This is a genomic window from Collimonas humicola, assembly GCF_018304945.1.
Lineage (GTDB): Bacteria > Pseudomonadota > Gammaproteobacteria > Burkholderiales > Burkholderiaceae_D > Collimonas > Collimonas humicola.
In genome coordinates this window covers 311,207-328,312 of sequence record NZ_JAGQEE010000003.1, presented here as the reverse complement: position 1 = coordinate 328,312, position 17,106 = coordinate 311,207, and the positions used below count along the sequence as shown (strand labels likewise).

Here is a 17,106-nt window from a genome sequence, read left to right as displayed (position 1 = left end):
CGAGAAGGTCTCGGTTCCAGGAAGCGGCGGATATTTCGACAGACATTATTGTTCGTGGTCATTGATAGCGAACAATAAAATCTGCCGGCTACCCGCTCCTGTTCGCACGGGCGGTGAACCCATCACTCCTGTTCCCAGCGCGCCAGCAAATCCGGCGGAATCGATTGCGCCACTTCAGAAAATCGCTTCCCCACCATTTTTTCCGCCTGGCGCAGCAGGATGGCAACAGGACTGCTGGGCTCAACCAGCTCGAACCATTCACGCGCTTCCTGTATGGTTTGCAAGGCCGCCTGTCGTCCATTGATGGTGTGATTGGACATATCTGTCGGGGTCATTGATGGTTTCCTTTGGTCGCTAATGGCATTCAGATATGCGCGAAGACTGCCTTGAGAAGGGGCGGATGGCTTAACTTCTGCCATGCGGAGTTCTTGGACCGCCTTATTCACCTTGGCGTCCGGCGTCGGTGATTCCACCGGCTTTGCCATGGCCATGCCCGACTTCGATGCGAACAATCCGAGCAGGCGTACGAGAGGCGCCAGGTCTGGGACATAATCTTGCAAATCGCTTTGACACCACAGCTGCAAACGCCCGATAAGCACCGATGCCTCTGACAAGTCTTGCAATGCAGGATTGCGGGCATGGCGCAAATCCGCCAATTGACGTTGTACCGCCTCAACCGACAGCGCATCAGGATGACGTGGGGACGCAAAGGCGCGCTCTACGTCACGCACCTGTAAGCGTATCGCCGAGCTTTTGGACAAGGTGATATCTCGGATATCCGAAAGCAACCCTTCAGGGTCGGCCAGGGCAGAGAGTGCATTGGCGCGCATCGCAAAGTCCCGCTCCCCCTCAATCAGCAACTGCGGATGAATATGCTCAGGATAGTGTTCCAAAAATCCAACCAGCCTGGTCAAGCCTTCCTGCAACCCGGCCGCTTGCGCACTGCGTGTACGGGACCGCAGCAGCAATACCAGCAAAGTAATATCGCGGGAACGCAACAACAAGCGCTGGCAATCGCGCTCGATATCAGCCCAGTTCGGCCCTTCCGGCGTATCCACAAAATTACCATATTGAGCATCGTTCCTCGGCGCTGCCTTTGCCATTAACAGCATATATTCCGGGTCATACTCCAAATTTGGGCCACACGGCTCGCTGTCCGACAGCGGCGCCAGCCATTCGGGCGTAGCCGTGCCCATCAGATTGTGTAGTGTTTGCGTGAGTTTATTCAACATTGTTGTGTTCCTTGGCGGACCTTGGTCCGCTGTGGTTGTTGACGCATGTAGTGTTCCGGCTCAAAGACCATCCCGGTCGTGGCGGCCTGCGATGCGTCGCTGTCACCTAACCAGGTCGCCCATCCCAATTTTTCCTCGCCACCAATACGGGCCGGTGTAGCCGCCGTGGCAGCGACCTTGAGTTCGACTTCCCATTCGTATTCGAATCCGACGAATGCCCTGACCCATTCGACCAGTAGCGGCAGGTCGCGTCCTTGCGGTGTCAGATGCAGATATTGCGCCAACGACAATGGGCCGATGACGATACGGAATTTATGCTGGCGGTCCGGCACCGCTTCGCCCAGCAGCGCTCCCTCGCTCATCACGCTGGCCACCGAGGCCCGTCCCAGCAAGGTGTGCTCGTCCTGTGAGACATTAATCCAGTGCAATACATGCTCTTCAATCTGTACCGGCACGCCGAAGAAATGCGCCAGGGTTGTCGCCAAGCCATCGGGGTTCCGGGCCTCGCGCACCAGATGGGCGGATGCTGCCATGCGCGCATGGGGCGGCAGTGGCGACGACTGGATATTCACCGGGTCGTTCCCAGCCAATCGGCTGACATACCGTGAGAATTGCTCGTCATCGGCACGGTCCAGACCCGCTGCCGCCTGCGCTTGCGACCAGGCGCGATACATGTGCGTCATGTAGCGGTGGTGAAACGTGTCCAGGAAATTGACCAGGGTCGCATCATGCCGGTTGTCCAGCCGGTCTTTGGCAATTTCCGTAAAGTGAATCGGCAAGGGGCCATTCGGCCCTAACATGCCTAATCCGAACAAGCGAATCTGAGGATGCTTAGCATGTGGGTCAATTGCCGCAATTTCCCGCGGGGAGAAGGTCATTGACGGTTGCTGGCCTAGCCGAAACGGCTCTTGTCTCGGCAAGCTAGCCCGACCGATTGGCGGTAAGTGGGGATGACGCGCGGCCGTCACCCGCAGCAAGCTCACAAAGCCGTATCTCCAGGGATGGGCGGCAGCGTCTATCAGGCGATAACGCCAGGTCGCCACATCGACCGCTCTCAAACTTGCCTCGTTAGTCGCCTCGCCATGCGCGGACAGACCTGTAGCAACGGCCTGATCATCGGAATCCATCGTCAGCATCAGACCACTCCTCGGCCACCCATGCGCACCGGCCAACGTGCCACCATGCCGCGCTGCATCGAATGCAATTCGGTTTGCGTGAACACATTAATCGATACGTGACGCGCCAGCCAATGTTCCAGTATCAAGCCGAACAGGTACGGACTGGTTCCGGAGAAACCGGCTTCGTCCACCGTCAGCTTGCAAGCGACTCCACGGCCATACACCAGCGGACCTTTACCGGGCAGACGGCGGGTCACCGGCTCCACGTCGGAGCCAATCAGGCTCTGCACCTGCCGCATTTGCGCTGAATCCTCGCCAGTGACAAATAATCGCAACATGTCGCGCAGCGCCTGCCCGCCCTCACGACCGCTCATATCGGTCAATGGCAGATAATTGAAGCCCAGTTGCCGAATCAGACGCCAGGCCATTTCGCGTTCGGCAAAAGGCGCTTGCGGCGTACTGGGCGGGCGAATCAAACCGACACTGGCGACAGGTAGTGAATCGGCCACGCGCAAATCGGATTGGCCATTGCGCGGCACCAATCCGGGTAGGTCACGGTTGGTCAGCAACGCATTGACCGCCAAATGCGACAGATTATCCGCATACGGTGCTTCGTTTTGGTCGACCAAAGAAATAAACACTTCCGTACCGGTGTACGGGGTACGCGTCCCGTATTTGCGCGCCGTGGAAGAGGTCAAGCGGCGTTCGCGGCGCATCGAGAAATAGCGCCCGAAGTTGCCTTCATCCTGGTTCAAGGTCTGGAACAACGGACGAAATGTCATCGCCTCGGCATTTTTGTCCGCCTGGGCACTGATTTCCTGCACCGAAAATACCTCAAAATCCATCGGCCGCGCGCGGTCCGGCACCAAATGGAATTCCGCCTGCGCCGAGTTCAGTTCGACCCGGTCGGTGCGCTTCGGGAACAGGTTAATGACCGGCGTGCAGTGCAAGGCGAACTGCTGTGCATCGACATGATTGCTCAGTGCCCCCGGCGGCTTAGACAGAAGAATCACGATTTCCGCATCTTTGCCATGTATCCGTGCCAAGCCAGGCGCCAATTGCGTCAACGCGAAGAAATAGAAACGGCTCGGGCAGGAGAAATATTCGTGCAGCAGGTTATGCCCATGAAAGGTGTTCCAAGCCAGTGGCAACAGGCTTTGGTTAGGCTGCAATCCCTCGTGCACCAGGGCATCTTTGACTACGACATGTGGATTGCTGCCTATCGCACCCGGTGCACAAATAAAAGTCGCCACCGCTGAGGTGTGCAATAGCTCGAATAAATGCGAGGCCATGCCTTCTTCGCCGCAGAGATAGATGGGCAATCGGTCCAGTCCCTGCAAATCGGAAAAATTCAGCTCGCCACCGATACGCAAGGTCAGTCGCAGCGCGCCCTGCACCTGAAGATGCGCCGGCAAATGCCTATCCATGGAAGGAATATCCGGAGGCGCACTGGTCAACCGCGCAGCGACAATTTCAATCGGCCACAGCATGACATCGGCGCTGCTGCGAAACTCGCAGGCTGTTTTTTCTCCTTGCGGGATTTTGGCGTGAAATGCCGTCTGCCGCGGCACTTTGAAGCCCCGCCGCAAGTCGCCTTCCTTCGAATTCGGATGCAATTGCGCCACCGCCATCGACGGCGTCGGGCAAATGTAGTTGGGGTAAATTACTTCCAGTAAACGCTGTGTAAAGCGAGGAAATTCCGCATCCAGCTTGATTTGCATGCGGGCCGACATGAAACAGAACGACTCGATTAGGCGCTCCACATACGGGTCGGCTACTTCGATACCGTGCATCCCCAGTCGCTTGGCGATCTTCGGATGCTGCTCCGCGAATTCGCCCGCCAGTTCGCGCATGTAAATGAGTTCACGGTTGTAGTAATCGAGAAGGAGTGGGTCCATGCTATTTTGCCTAAAGAATAAATTGTGTGCTTCGTCGCCGGAACAAGCCCGGCTTTTACTTCTCGTTTATGGACATGCGATTGGTCTCCAAATCGACCGAGCTTTGCACCATGAACGTCATCGGATAAGGGTCCATGCGAATCGCCCCGCGGATTTCGAACAACAGCACGTTGTATTGCCGTTCCGCGCCTTCTTTCATCAGCGGCACGATTTGCAGGGTTTCCTGCATCAGGCGTGGCTCGAAGTCGAAAATCGCACGACGCAGACGCTGTTCGATGTCTGCCCATTTATGTTCGGAGAGATAGCTGCCGGCCAGCGGCGGCACACCGTAATTGATGGTCGAAGCCGCAGCTTCCGCATGGTGGTCGCGGTCCAGCAAATCCTCCATGTTCACCGTGTTCAACAGGAAAGCCAGGTCTCGCTGGATGATTTGGCGCAATTGCGTGCGCGTGACCGTATATTCCCCCGGTGCTTCAGAGCTGCGTAACGGTTCGTCGTCGCGCAGACGGTCGAACAGCGTCGGCAGCAGATGCGCATTCGGATGTCGCGGGGCATTTTGCTTGTCGTTGGATTTATCATCCGAGACTGGGTGACGCCAGGCTGCTTTTTCCATGATGTATCCGTGTTCCGCGGCTAAGGATTTTGTGCAAAAGTGATAACTCGCAAATCGAGTAGCCCCACATCGCCGGCGTCAGTCATCCAGGTTTTCTGGCCAAGGCCAAAAACACCGGTTTTTCCTTCTTCCCGCCAACGTGTTTCGCGTGCAAGACGGATGGCGTCGTCTGCCACCTCGGAGCCCGGATAGCGCACCGGTAGATAGGCTTTCAATGCGGAACCATCACGCAGGCTGACCTCGGCGCGGGTCCAGATGAGGTCGAGCAGGCTGTGCGGCGGTGCAATGTTGAGGGTGGTGATTTCACTGAACGGGCACCAACGGTACATGCCGGCGACAACCATTTCGCACACCGGACCGAGGCGCGAATCGCTCTCCGTTATCCAGGTGAATGCGCCGAGATTGCTCTCGCCGGCGACTTCCGGTGCGGCCGACAATGCTTCCTCACGGGCCATATCGGCCGCATTGACGTCACCGTTCCCCGCGGCGGACAAGGCATCCAGCAAACGCAACATCCATCCCGGTGGGCTGCCCACCATATGACCTGGCTGCTTTTTCCCCGCGAAAACGGCAGTCCGCAGCATTTCGCTACGAATCAGGTCGCGCATGACCTGTGCGGTCGACACCAGTTCGGCGTCCAGCTTGGCGCAGACCTGCAATTGCTTGAGCGCGCGCTCCCACTGGCCTAACAGACATAATGTTTGAAACAGCCCCCAGCGCAGTCCAAGGTCAGTTGGCGCCGAACGGATGTCGTTTTCTAAGCGCACTAAAACACTCACCAACGAATCTTGCTGCAGCCAGCTATTGAGCGCGCTGCCGTGATCGTGGTCGGATGCATTGCCATTTGAGGCGTGTGTGGTCATATCGGGTCAGAGTCCTTCGTTGGTAAAACCTGCTTTTCTGCATCCTGCCTGGAGTTGGTGGCAGCCCAATAGGAACTATCAGGACTAAAAGCATGATGCTCACGACGTGTCAGGGAAGGCAAATTTGAACGTTGTTTCGGTATCGCGAGGCCCTGCGCGAATAGATTCAATACGTCATTGTCTGGCGCCGAAGAAGGCAACTGCCACTCTTGCGTGCCGAATTGCTGAAACAAATTCTCTATTCCCAGCTCTCCCGACACTAAATCTTCAATCGAAACATGCTGCGGAATATGGGCAGCCAGCTCGGTCGGTGTTCTGAGAAGGGAGTCGGTGAGTTCAGGCATTGATTGCATATTGAGCTGTGCATGCAGCGATGCCGGGTCTTGAACTGCCCGAATATAATCTTTGCCAAGCTCTTCCATGATATTGCTATGGACACCTTGGTCAACCATCGCGTCTTCATCGCCATGATTCTCCTCGTCAGCAAGGACGTCAGATGAGAATGCAAAAGGAGGCGCTGCCGGTGCTTCCAAGTTGACTACGTTGGATTTGGTCTGCGCAATATAAGCAGCATCAAGGTGCTTGCCATTGATAATATCTTGGTCGCTAAGAACAGGAACCGTGGAATGCGGTGTTTTTTCCCTCCCAAAATCCGTTCCGAGAGCTTCTGGAACGATATCGAAGAGATTCGCGCTGGTCACCGGCTCCAGTGAATCATGTTTGCCACGTATCAAACTGGTCAGTGACGCAGCAGCATCGTCGTTCCCCAACTTGGGCAACGGTATTGTTTCTGCAAGTGTTGCGACGTTTGTCATTTCTTGGGTGGTCGACTGGGGAGCAGTATGTTGGCCAACTTCCGACCTATTGGCTTCGCCGACCTCCAGATGCAACATTCCCAGCTCAATCCGGTCTCCTGCATGCAAAGGCAGACTCTGCTGATAGTGCAACGGCACATCGTTGACGGAACACGCCCAGCGCTGACTATTACATTCTAGCCACCATCCACCTGCTGCGGCGCCGAAGGTACGCCAGCACACGGTGCATCGCAGGTCATTCAACCATCTGCGCTCCGTTTCTGGCACATAATCGGCGAATTGCTTTTCGCCCAGCACCGTGTCTGCAGTAAAAATGAGCGTGGCTTGCACCGTCATGCCATGCTGGTGCAAAACGCGCAGATGCAAATTGCGTTTAAAAGGAATCATCAATTACCTGCCAAGTTAAACCACGTCCCGCATACGCTCGGCGGCTCCCACAAACCGCCCTTGCAAATCCTGCTGCCAGAAGGCGGCACGTTGTTCTGCATCAAGCTCACCACCACCCGTCAAGCGCTGCGGCCAATCTGCCCACGGCAAGTACCGCACCCCGTGCAAACGATGTATAGGGTCTTCTCTGTGTGGAGATGGAATGAAGCGCTGAATATTTTCCTGTTCCGGCGCCTTTTTAAAATTTCCAAACAAACCTCGCCAACCTGGTTGATACAACGCCCACAGTTGTTCCAGTTGCGCCACCAGCGCAGTAAGGCGGTCTGGTTGCTTTTGCGAATTTTGCTGATGTTCGGGGCGGTCCAGTTCCGTTTCTTCTGCGTACACCGCGTGAGCCATCGCGCGGGCGGCGGCGAACAACCAGTCACAGGGCTGCAGGGAATAGTCCTTGAAGTATTGTTTAATCCAGCGCGGCGATGCCGTTTGCATCATGACCAGTGGATAAATACGCCCAATTTTGTCCGACGACGCCATCCAGACACCGATTACGTGCTCTTTTGCCGCAAAAGGAAAACTGCCCGGTGGCAGCACAAAACACCACGGCAAACCGGCATGGCCGGCCGCGGGCGGTGCCATTTTGCTTTGCGGAGACACTTGGATAATTGGCATCGGCGGTTTCGGCATAATTTCGCGTGGGTCGACCAAGTCGATAGGCGTCAGGTGACTCCATTTCGCATCTTCGATGCGCTTGCGTTTGGCTGCCACCGTTTTCAATTGCGGCGCCGGTGCCTCGATAACAGGTCGTGCGGCTTGCAGATGCCGGTCTATCCAAGCCTGTAGTGCTTCACTCTGCGCATGCTTGACGTTATGCCGGATGAAATCGCCGCGGCTCGGCATCTTTCCCCATAACGTCGGGTTACTGACCGTTGATTCACGCAGAAATCCCGGTAGCCACATTGCCATTACCGCGCTCCCGGGCACTGAAAGGATTTCAATAAATCCGTCGTCAATGGACTAGCCAGGCTGCTGCCTGTATTGATATCCAGAACAGCCTTACGTCCATCCAGACTGAAATTGGCGATAACGCGGCCTGCTGTGGCCGTATTGACTAGCTTGGTGCGCTCAATCAGACGCATCAACGCCCATGGCCCGCTGGTGATAATGGACGAAGTAGCGGCACTGATGCGCGGCGTGGCGGTCAATTCCGCACTGGCGCCACCGCGTGGACCCGGCCAGTTTATGGCCAAGGTTTGTACAGGACCATGTGAATAACGCTGCGTCTGGCCATCGATATCGATAATCAACTCGGTGATGGTTGGGTCGACATCGGTGGCCTTGATGTCCATCTTCCAGGCCATTTTCTTGCTACCCGGTTCTCTGAAAAAAACATCCCGGATGGTATTCATACGCGCAAATGCATCGGGATTCGGCCCTTGCTTGGCCAGCAGTTTCAACAATTCGCCCATCAGGGTCGGGCCGGATGCTGCACCCACGCCGGTTGCCGGTACGCCCGATGCAGCGGAGCTGGCCAACGCATCGGAAGACGCCATTTGATTGGCTGTCTCAGGATTCTTGTAACGCCATGGACGACTACTGGTATCGACAAAGGGTAATAACTGCTTCTGAAAGAAATCATCGGCCGCGCCACCGGCGGCAAAAATACGGGTGAAATCTTCAATGCTGACTTCCTGTGTGCTATCAGCAAACGGGTAGCGGCCTTCGATGCTCTGTTTGCACGGATCGCTCACCTGATATTTCAACGCCCCGACAATTCGGTCCAACTGCGTTTGGGCTTGTGTGCTGAGAATTGCCGAAGCACCTTGCGCCACTTTGTCGGTGCCGCTGTCGGCCAGTGCCGTCAGGACCGCCTTGAACGGTGCAGGCAATTTACCGGCTTCCAGTTTCAACTTCATGCCAGCATCGGCGGCACCAGGCGGTAGGCTATTCGTGCCCAAAGCGGTATCAGCTACAACCAGCACGGTATAGTACTCATTGAGCAAGCCGGCAATATTTTCCAGGCCGGGCTTGCCGACGCCTGCCGCAGGAGCGGCGGTGTCGTCCGCCTGACCGGTCACGACTTCACGCAGTGCAGCAAAACGGCTATCGACCAGTTCTCGCTCCATCCGTTCCTGCGGTCGAACATTGAGGCTTTTCGAGACCTTGCTGGCTTGTTGGTCCAGCTTATCGGTGGCCTTGTCGAAAAAACCTTTATCTTCGTTCGATTTGGCTATCAGCGGCTTGGAAAGCGACGTCTCGCGTGCTGCGGCACGAGCCAAGCGCGAAAGCGGCGAATCGGGCGAAGCGAAAGCGCGCAATACGGTCAGATCGAACGTCAGGTTGCTGCCGGTGACAGTGCGGATATCCTCCAAAAAGTCACTCCACTGATTGGCATACTCGGTCAGATACTGACGACGAATATCTTCCGTCAGGCCATCGTCACCCAATGCGTTGGCGACGTCGTCCAGCGTTTTTTTTTGCGTTGAGATGTAATTTCCCATGACCCAGGCATCGTCTTGCTTGGCTAGTTTGACGAATTCCGGCAGACGCTTGTCGAACAGCTTGAAGTAGCCGTCATAGGTAAATAGTCCCGGAATTCCCTTGTCCAGCGGTTTGCCCGAAAAACGGGTGAACACCGTGCCGGCCTGAGGACCCACCGCACGCGTCAGCGTAAAGTCTTCCGGCGATTCAGACGACATGGCTTGCTTGGCGCGTTCATACAAGCGCTGGGTCGACGTATCGACATTCAAGAAATTCCGGGCATCCTGTACCAGCGCTTCGTTCTTGACGAACGACGATTGCACTACTCGGTCTTCCGAGAATAAGTGGTTGATATGACCAATCATCGACGCCCGTCCGCCAAATACCGATGCGCTATCCGATGCTTCCCAATCTTGCAGCACCCATGTTTTTACATCTGTGGCGTTATAGTGGCTCTTGTCATTAATGAGCAAGTAGACACGCAAGGTGTTGTAAGCCGTCTTGGCATCCTTAGCGTCAATCGCCGCACGCAATACCACTTCCATGCGGTGTACGATTTGTGGCAGCAGCAAGGTATCTTCCAAATGGTTGTAGGTGGTATCCGCCGCGGCCAGAATGGTACTGCCGGTATATAGGCCATAGCGATAGCTCATCGCAGGGTCGCTGACATCAAGGCCGCGATGCAAAGGCATATCTTGTGCCGTGGTCAGCGCATCCGGCACATATTTCAATCGTTCTTCGCCGGACTTGGCGAACAGATTGGTGACCAGCGTTTTGAGCATGTCCTTTTTTTCCGTTACCGACTTCAGGTATTGCTCGTTATTGGCAAACGATAGCGATAGCGCACTGGCCAAGGCCAGGAAGAGAACGATGGACACGGCATGTCCAATCAAGCGCAACACCCTAAAGCGAAATTCCCAGCGCAAATTGGGACGAACCAGATGCGCTTCCGGAACAATCAGGCGGGTAAACAAATCGGTCAGGAAGTAACTGCGGTTACCGCTCAGTCTGGTGCCGATGAGTTGCGTTCGGTTGGCATTGTTGTCATCCGATGGATTCGTATCTTGAATTTGACGCAATCCCAATGCCAAATAGACACGCTCCATGAACGTCAGACGATTGCCTGGGATAACGTCTTCCGATTGTGCGGCACTTGTAAAATAGATGCCGCGCAAGTTGTGGTGCAATTCCGTCGCGTCGAAACGGGAGTCAAGGAAGATGGCCCCTATCATCTGCGCCAGCATCTTCGAAAGGCCTTCAAATTCTTGCGGCAAGGCATAGAGCAAACGCCGGCGTCCGGCATCGAACTCTTCTTGAACGCGCGTACTCACACCGTCGTCCAGGCGTTCTGTCAGCGCACTCAATTCCGCGCGCACTTGCAATAGCAAGGGGCTGTCGCCAGCCTCGTTCTTGCTTTGCGGAGCCGGTTTGGACGGGTCTAGATACGGCAGCGTAAAGCCCCAAATCTGCGCACGACCTTCCGAAGTCAATGACTGGAAGTACTCGTTAAAACCTTCTAGCAAATCCATCTTGGTAATTGTCACGTAGACGGGGAAACGTATTCCCAACTCGCTACGCAGTTCTGCCAGACGCGCGCGCAGGTCGGTGGCCAGCCTTTCCCGGTTGGCCGCAGTCGGGTCCAATAACTCCTGGGCATCGATAGTCAGAATCGCGCCATTAATCGGTGCACGGCTCCGTTGCTTACGCAATACGGCCAAAAAGCCATGCCATTCAGCTGCGTCGGGTTGCTGGTTGACATCCTGCGAGACATAACGCCCGGCCGTATCAATCAATACCGCCTCATTGGTCAACCACCAGTCGCAATTCGTAGTGCCGGCTTTGCTGGCCTGCGCCGCGCTGGAATGTTCCGTCAACGGAAATTTCAAGCCAGAATTGAGTACCGCCGTGGTCTTGCCGGCGCCAGGATTGCCGATAATCATGTACCACGGCAATTCGTACAGATAGCGCTTACCCTCCACAAGACGCCGCCAGCTTCCGCCGTTGGCGCGCATGGTCTTCAACTGCAGCATAGCGCGGCCGATTTTACTGTTGACTGACTTTAGAGCTTCCTTGGCATCCTTATCGGCCTGACTCTGATTCTCTGTCTTTAAGCGAAACAACGAATCGCGCAGGCTTTCATCGGTGCGCATCATTTGATACAAGTGGAACAGGCCATAGACCGCGTAGATAAACAGGATGACGGCGATGACGACTGTTCGCTCAAAGACGGTAACCAGCGGCTGCATCGAACCGATGGCCAGCAAGGGGCCGGCGTGCCATATCAGCAGGCACAGGCAAGCCACACCGATGATATGCAAAGGTTTTTTGAGAAGCAGCGTCAAGATGAGCGCCAAGGTCAAAATCAGGACAGTGACGCGCATCCCCACGGTCGCCAATGGACGCATGCCGCCAAAAGCAAACAACGGTCCCAAAAACCAAATCGCCGCGGCGAGCAGTACGAGGAGCAGAAACGCCAGCATCTGGCGTGAAAAGATGAAATCGGTAAATTTTTTCATAGTAATTTGTCAGCTCAGCGGGCAGCAGGTACAGCGACAGGAGATGAGACCCCAATGGTCGTTTTGGAAGCACTGCCATCGGACTGCCTGACGATAATTTCGACACGACGGTTCTGCGCGCGCTGCGCAGGCGTCGCATTTCCCACAACCGGTTCCGTATCCCCCTTGCCGCTGATATTCAGGCGCGAAACTGAAACGCCGCGGACCTGTAAGGCATCTGCCACACTGGCCGCGCGTTCTTCGGAGAGCATCTGATTGTTCGGGAACTTGGCGGTCTTGATGGGGATATTGTCGGTATGACCAATCACCTGCACCGGTCCGGAGACCTTGGCAATCTGGTCCGCTACCTTATCCAGCAGTGGCAGGATTTTAGGAGACACCTTGGCATGCCCAGGTACGAACATATCGTCCCCCTTGAAAGTCACGGCGCTATGCTTGGCGTTTTCATCCACCTTCACCTGGCCGCTGGCGATTTCGTTCTTGAGCAGTTCCGCCAGACGTAAGGGAGGAGAAATCGGCGCAGGAGGTGGCGCCATCTTGCCAATGGCATTGATTTGCTCCTCCAACGCATTGCTGTGCGTGAGTAATTGATATTTGTACCAAGAGAAGAGACCAAACGCAGCCAATGTCAGCACCGAAGCGGTCACCCAGACAGGGACACTGCGTAACAAGCCGAGCTTACCTGCCGCTTCGCCTTTCCAGTGGGGCGACAAGGCCAGCGGAACCGGCTCGCGTGCTTTCGACAGCGCCGCATAAATATGGGCTCGGATCGTATCGACATCGCGCCGGCCATTGGGCTGAGTACTATATTGTCCTTCCACACCCAGCGCTAGAATACGAAACATGACCTCCAGTAAATGGATATGTTCTGTAGGATTGGCCATCAGACGACCAATCAACAGGAATACTTTTTTACCACCCTGCGTATCGCTATGGAACTGTGAAGCCAGCATCTGGGTTGACCAAACTCCAGCACCGCCATCCTTGCCACCGCCCCAATCTGTGTGATTAGCAAATTCATCCAAAGCGCTGCACAAGGCATAGCTGGCCGCTATCGTATGTTCGCGCTTGATGTTTGCCCGGTTACATAAGTTGGTAAACGTGATGACCTCATGTTCCAGCAGCTTGCGGAAGACAGTCACCTGGTTCGGATGCGGAAATACCTGCCTAGGCAATTGCGCCAACGCCAGCAATAATGGTTTTGCTGCTTCCAGCAGGGGATTGCGAGCAGCCTGGATTTTTACGAATCGGTGGTGAATTTCTTCGGTTGGTTCCATCGCACTGCTGACTATGTTGTCGATGTCCAGGCCCGCCAACGGATCGGTAGGGTTGTTGAGATTCGGCTTTTCCGGGCTTGTGCCGACGCGCTTCGATTGACCGATATCGGATGGTGCATCATCGTCAGGAGCTGCGCTAACATTTGGTATAGGCATAGCATTCAACTAAAAATAGGGGGAGAGAAGTATGTTTGCCACGGTTTAGCCGACGCTGCCATTGCCGCTACCGATCAAAATGCAACCGCATTGGGTGCGGTGTCCTGCCAGAGCAACTGGCCGGCCGTCCAGCAGCATGGAAGAATCGCCTTCGACGATCGGATTGATGTCATGTCCCGGGCAATCGACCAGATCCCCTTTGCGGGCGATGGAGCGTCCGTTGATGGCGTCAGTATCTGAACCGCTGATAACGGTACCGTTATCGCTGGTTTTATCGCCGACCAGAATAATATCTTTAGACATGCTGACTCCTTAAAAGGTGATGAATCAAAGTGACATCGCCGCGCAGCCATGGCGCGTGGCCTGCCTGTAGCGCCTACGCAGTTGCATAGGGGCGCTTGGCAAATTGCTGACGATAGGCGGCACCCGGCGGTTTGACAGCCAATACCGTCGCCCCGTTGTTGCGGCGCAGATTGATGACCAGTGCGGTGCCGCCGCTTTCCCAAGCTGCTAATGTCGCCAGGCCGACGCCGGCGAAGGCGCTCGCCGCTCCCATATCTCCCAGGCGCTGGCCCAGGTTGTAGCCGCGTTGGGGATGGAACAGCTCGAACTCCGGTAACAGGGTCGTGAGTGCTTGAACGACCGGCATCAAACGGTCCTGGCTTGCCTCGCCAACGCCAGTGTCATAAAAGATGCGTGTCGGCGCTTTACCTTGCAAGGGGCCTTCAATTGCTGCTTGCAATGCTGTCTGCAACACAGCCGTACGTGCCGCCATAGGCAAGCGTTGGCCGTTTTGATCCAGATAGGATGCCAGCTGCGGCCGATAGACCCAGGCCAAGGTCGGCATGGCATCGTATTGCGCCACTTGTTCGCTTGACCACGGACGCTGGACGGTCTCGGTCGGCGTAAACGGAATGCCTTTGCCGCTCTCTAGCCAGGTGCGGGCAAAGTGGCTGTCCCATTTATCAAAACCATGCGCTGTGCGTCCTTGCCGGCCATTTTCGAAAGTGGTGATCTGGCTGGCATCGCGCACATGCGGCGCCAGTTCGCGCAACCAGTCGGCGGCGATCGGCCGGGCCAGCAATAGCGATGCACAAATGTCAGTCAAATCTGTCGCGCGTTTTTTACGCGCCAAAATAGCGTCCGCAGATTCTTTCTGCGCATTCTCCCAGCCGCCGGTCTGTTCGCGGATAGCGTAGCCGTCTTCTGCAAACAGCAGCAGGCTGTTCAAATCTGCTGCCTGGTCGAACTGCTCAAACAGCAGTTGCCATGACAGATCGTTGCTAGTCTGCATGCGCAGTTTCACAACGTTCAAGTCATGAAAGGCCATGTGACCGCGGCGTCGCAAAGCGCGCAGTACATCCTCCGCGTATTTTGCACCCCAGCCGCTTGCGTCCGGCGATTCGCGCTGCATGGCGGGCAACATCAGCAACGTCGGAATTGCATAGTTCTCTACAAACTCCTGGACTTTTTTAGCGCTTGCATCCCAGTAGTGCAAGCTACTGCGTAAAACGGCGGCGCTGCCCAACTCACGCAACTGGCGCAATGCCGCCAAGGACGATGTCGCATCCTCTGGCGGCGCGGCAAGATAGCGTCCGTCGCCGGACTCCAGCTGCTGCCACAAGACGTCTGCGCACCGCTGTTCTATGCACAGCCCCAGTCCGAACACCTGCAGCACATCTGGAGCGATGTCCGCCGGCGCAGACAAGGCATATTTATGGCGTTGTGTCATGCTTGCTTCTTTCATCAAAAATAGGACCGACGCATCATGCGCCGCCGTTGCCGTAAGTGGCCGGCTTGATATATTCGGTCAGCGTCCGGGTATCGAGGCCCAGCGGTGGCGTGGTTGGCTCCCGCGACAAGTCGCCATTCTGGTAATACGGATCGCTGATCTTCCAGTCCGCCAGGTCCAGCAGATATTTCCAGTATTGTTCGTCGCCGAAGGCATAGCCCTGGCCTACGGTCAGGTCATAGCTGAGTACTCGCTCTACCGGAAAACCATTTTCGCCGGCGTATCGCAATATCGTTCCATGATTGGTCGGGTCGACCAGCGTTTGTCCCTCTTTCCGGAAGCGCGCTTGTTGCTGCTCCACCGTCTCGCCGTTGCGTAGTGTGGCGTGGCGTTTATAGATGGCGAAATCTTCCGCCTGCTCGCCATTGTCGTTGTAGTCGTCGCCATTGCCGTCCAGTCCAACCCCGCTGAAGGGCAGCTTCGGCTGGTCGAAATCGGTGCCCAGTTCGGCCGGTTCCGGCACCAGCGGCGCATTCACGTAGACATAGTCGGTCCAGTCCGGCGTGCTCTGGACTGGAATCACGAGCAACATCTTGTCTTCCGCCTGGGTCCAGAACTGGCCGGCAACCTTACCGTCCCAGGTCTGCATTTGCTGGTTGACGGTGTTGATCGGGCTGCCGTAACTGTCGGTCCAGCGCAGCGGCTCTTCCCGGCCTTCTGCATTGCGCGCGCCATAGTCGCTCTGCACCTGATCAATGACGGTCTTTTCGTAAAAGAAATGCTGCCGGTAATCTGTGCGGGAACCCACCGGCGGATTGTCGGGCGCCTTGCTGGCGCGCGCGAAGATGCGCTGATAGATATTCTCGCCCAACAGGTTTTTATTGTTGTCCAGATAGGTCGAGGGAATCCCGCGCCAGCCCACGCCGCCGATCGGCGATACCCCGATCAGACGGTCGCCGGGATTGAAGTTGACAAACAGCTTGCCGCGATTGTCGCGGCTGCGCAGTGGATCCTGCCACCAGTACTGGCCCTGCCGGTTGATCGCCATGCTGCCGATCTGCGGCTGCCATTGGGGATGGTCGGGGGCGTGGCGGAAATGGATTGCCGTCTCTCCCAGTTTGACGGTATTGGTGCGCGGCGCCTTGGGAATCGATTCTTTGACAGCCTCGCCGGAGGCCTTGAGCAGCCCGGCAATGTGCTGAAACGTGGCCAGCCGCGCCGCTTCGCTCTGGATGCTGGCCAGGCCGTCTTTGGCGGCGAAGTAATCGGTCAGAAACTTGCTGTCGAAGGCCAGTGGCGAACTGTTGAGTATCAGCGTATCGGGTCCGCGGGTCTTGAGGTACAGCATCGCGCACAAGGCAATCATCGTGCCCTGGCTGTGGGCGACGATGTTGATCGGCTCATTGACTACATCGGTGCGGATAGTGTCGACCAGATGCGCCAGCCGGCGCGCGGCGTGGACGAAGTACATCCGGTCCGGGCAATCATTGAGTTGCCGCCCCAGCGGGCCGCTATCCTTCAGATCGACTAGTCCGCCGAGGATCTTACGCTGGAAGCCGCCTTTCCAGAATTGCAGCAGATTGTTCGTGCCGTTCTGGAACGGGCCGCCGCCCCAGGCAAAGTCGTCACCCAGATAGTTACCGAAACGGTCGAGAAAGCCACTGTCAGGCTCATCGCGGGCAGGGCGCACGTCATGGTCGATCATGACTTTGTAGAGGTTCTCGTGGGCGACGCTGTAGCCCCAGTAGAAGGGGATGATGGGGGAGCGCGCACGATCGCCGTTGTCGTCTAATCCAGTAAATCGCTTGGTATGTTTGTTATAAGTTGAGCCCATTAAATCGGTTCTACCCAGTCGTTTCTTCAATCCTTCTGAAAACTGATCCGACGCATCTTTGTACCACTCTCCCTGGCTATTCACGCCATGCACAAAGATAACTGTACCGGGCATCAGCGAACCTATGTCAAACGTATGGGGCCGTACCGCTATATTGGGTGCGATGCCGGTGCATTTCCCTTCGCAC

Annotated in this window: 12 protein-coding genes; all 12 read right to left on the bottom strand. The window is 56.1% G+C overall.

The features are described 5' to 3' along the window. Window positions 1-122 precede the first annotated feature (122 nt). On the bottom strand, window positions 123-1,232 hold the full coding sequence (locus KHU30_RS13070) for a type VI secretion system protein TssA (protein ID WP_211443036.1): 1,110 nt from the start codon (window positions 1,230-1,232) through the stop codon (window positions 123-125). Continuing rightward, window positions 1,226-2,368 (bottom strand): type VI secretion system baseplate subunit TssG, encoded by a 1,143-nt coding sequence (tssG, locus tag KHU30_RS13065; RefSeq protein WP_407928070.1) that lies wholly within the window; start codon window positions 2,366-2,368, stop codon window positions 1,226-1,228. The genes KHU30_RS13070 and tssG overlap by 7 nt, the downstream gene beginning before the upstream one ends. Continuing rightward, a complete protein-coding gene (tssF, locus tag KHU30_RS13060; protein WP_211443035.1) occupies window positions 2,368-4,248 on the bottom strand; it encodes a type VI secretion system baseplate subunit TssF in 1,881 nt (626 codons plus the stop codon). The genes tssG and tssF overlap by 1 nt, the downstream gene beginning before the upstream one ends. Window positions 4,249-4,303: 55 nt before the next feature. Then, entirely contained in the window at window positions 4,304-4,861 is a 558-nt protein-coding gene (tssE, locus tag KHU30_RS13055) for a type VI secretion system baseplate subunit TssE (protein ID WP_211443034.1), read from the bottom strand. Between the two features lie 20 nt (window positions 4,862-4,881). Continuing rightward, a complete protein-coding gene (locus KHU30_RS13050; RefSeq protein WP_211443033.1) occupies window positions 4,882-5,724 on the bottom strand; it encodes a type VI secretion system accessory protein TagJ in 843 nt (280 codons plus the stop codon). Further along, window positions 5,721-6,926: a TagK domain-containing protein gene (locus KHU30_RS13045; RefSeq protein WP_211443032.1), complete on the bottom strand. Its 1,206-nt coding sequence runs from the start codon at window positions 6,924-6,926 to the stop codon at window positions 5,721-5,723. The genes KHU30_RS13050 and KHU30_RS13045 overlap by 4 nt, the downstream gene beginning before the upstream one ends. A 15-nt stretch (window positions 6,927-6,941) precedes the next feature. After that, complete coding sequence (locus KHU30_RS13040; RefSeq protein WP_211443031.1) at window positions 6,942-7,889, bottom strand: TagF domain-containing protein; 948 nt, start codon at window positions 7,887-7,889, stop codon at window positions 6,942-6,944. Further along, window positions 7,889-11,920 (bottom strand): type VI secretion system membrane subunit TssM, encoded by a 4,032-nt coding sequence (tssM, locus tag KHU30_RS13035; RefSeq protein ID WP_211443030.1) that lies wholly within the window; start codon window positions 11,918-11,920, stop codon window positions 7,889-7,891. Before tssM ends, KHU30_RS13040 begins: the two co-directional genes overlap by 1 nt. Before the next feature lie 14 nt (window positions 11,921-11,934). Then, the gene (tssL, locus tag KHU30_RS13030) at window positions 11,935-13,353 is read right to left on the bottom strand and encodes a type VI secretion system protein TssL, long form (protein ID WP_211443029.1); all 1,419 of its coding nucleotides are present in this window, start codon (window positions 13,351-13,353) and stop codon (window positions 11,935-11,937) included. 45 nt (window positions 13,354-13,398) lie between these two features. After that, on the bottom strand, window positions 13,399-13,656 hold the full coding sequence (locus KHU30_RS13025) for a PAAR domain-containing protein (protein ID WP_211443028.1): 258 nt from the start codon (window positions 13,654-13,656) through the stop codon (window positions 13,399-13,401). A 73-nt stretch (window positions 13,657-13,729) separates the two neighbouring features. Continuing rightward, a complete protein-coding gene (locus KHU30_RS13020; protein ID WP_211443027.1) occupies window positions 13,730-14,908 on the bottom strand; it encodes a DUF2875 family protein in 1,179 nt (392 codons plus the stop codon). A gap of 211 nt (window positions 14,909-15,119) precedes the next feature. Continuing rightward, window positions 15,120-17,033, bottom strand: coding sequence for a T6SS effector phospholipase Tle3 domain-containing protein (locus KHU30_RS13015; protein ID WP_456236966.1), 1,914 nt, complete (start codon window positions 17,031-17,033; stop codon window positions 15,120-15,122). Window positions 17,034-17,106: the final 73 nt, after the last annotated feature.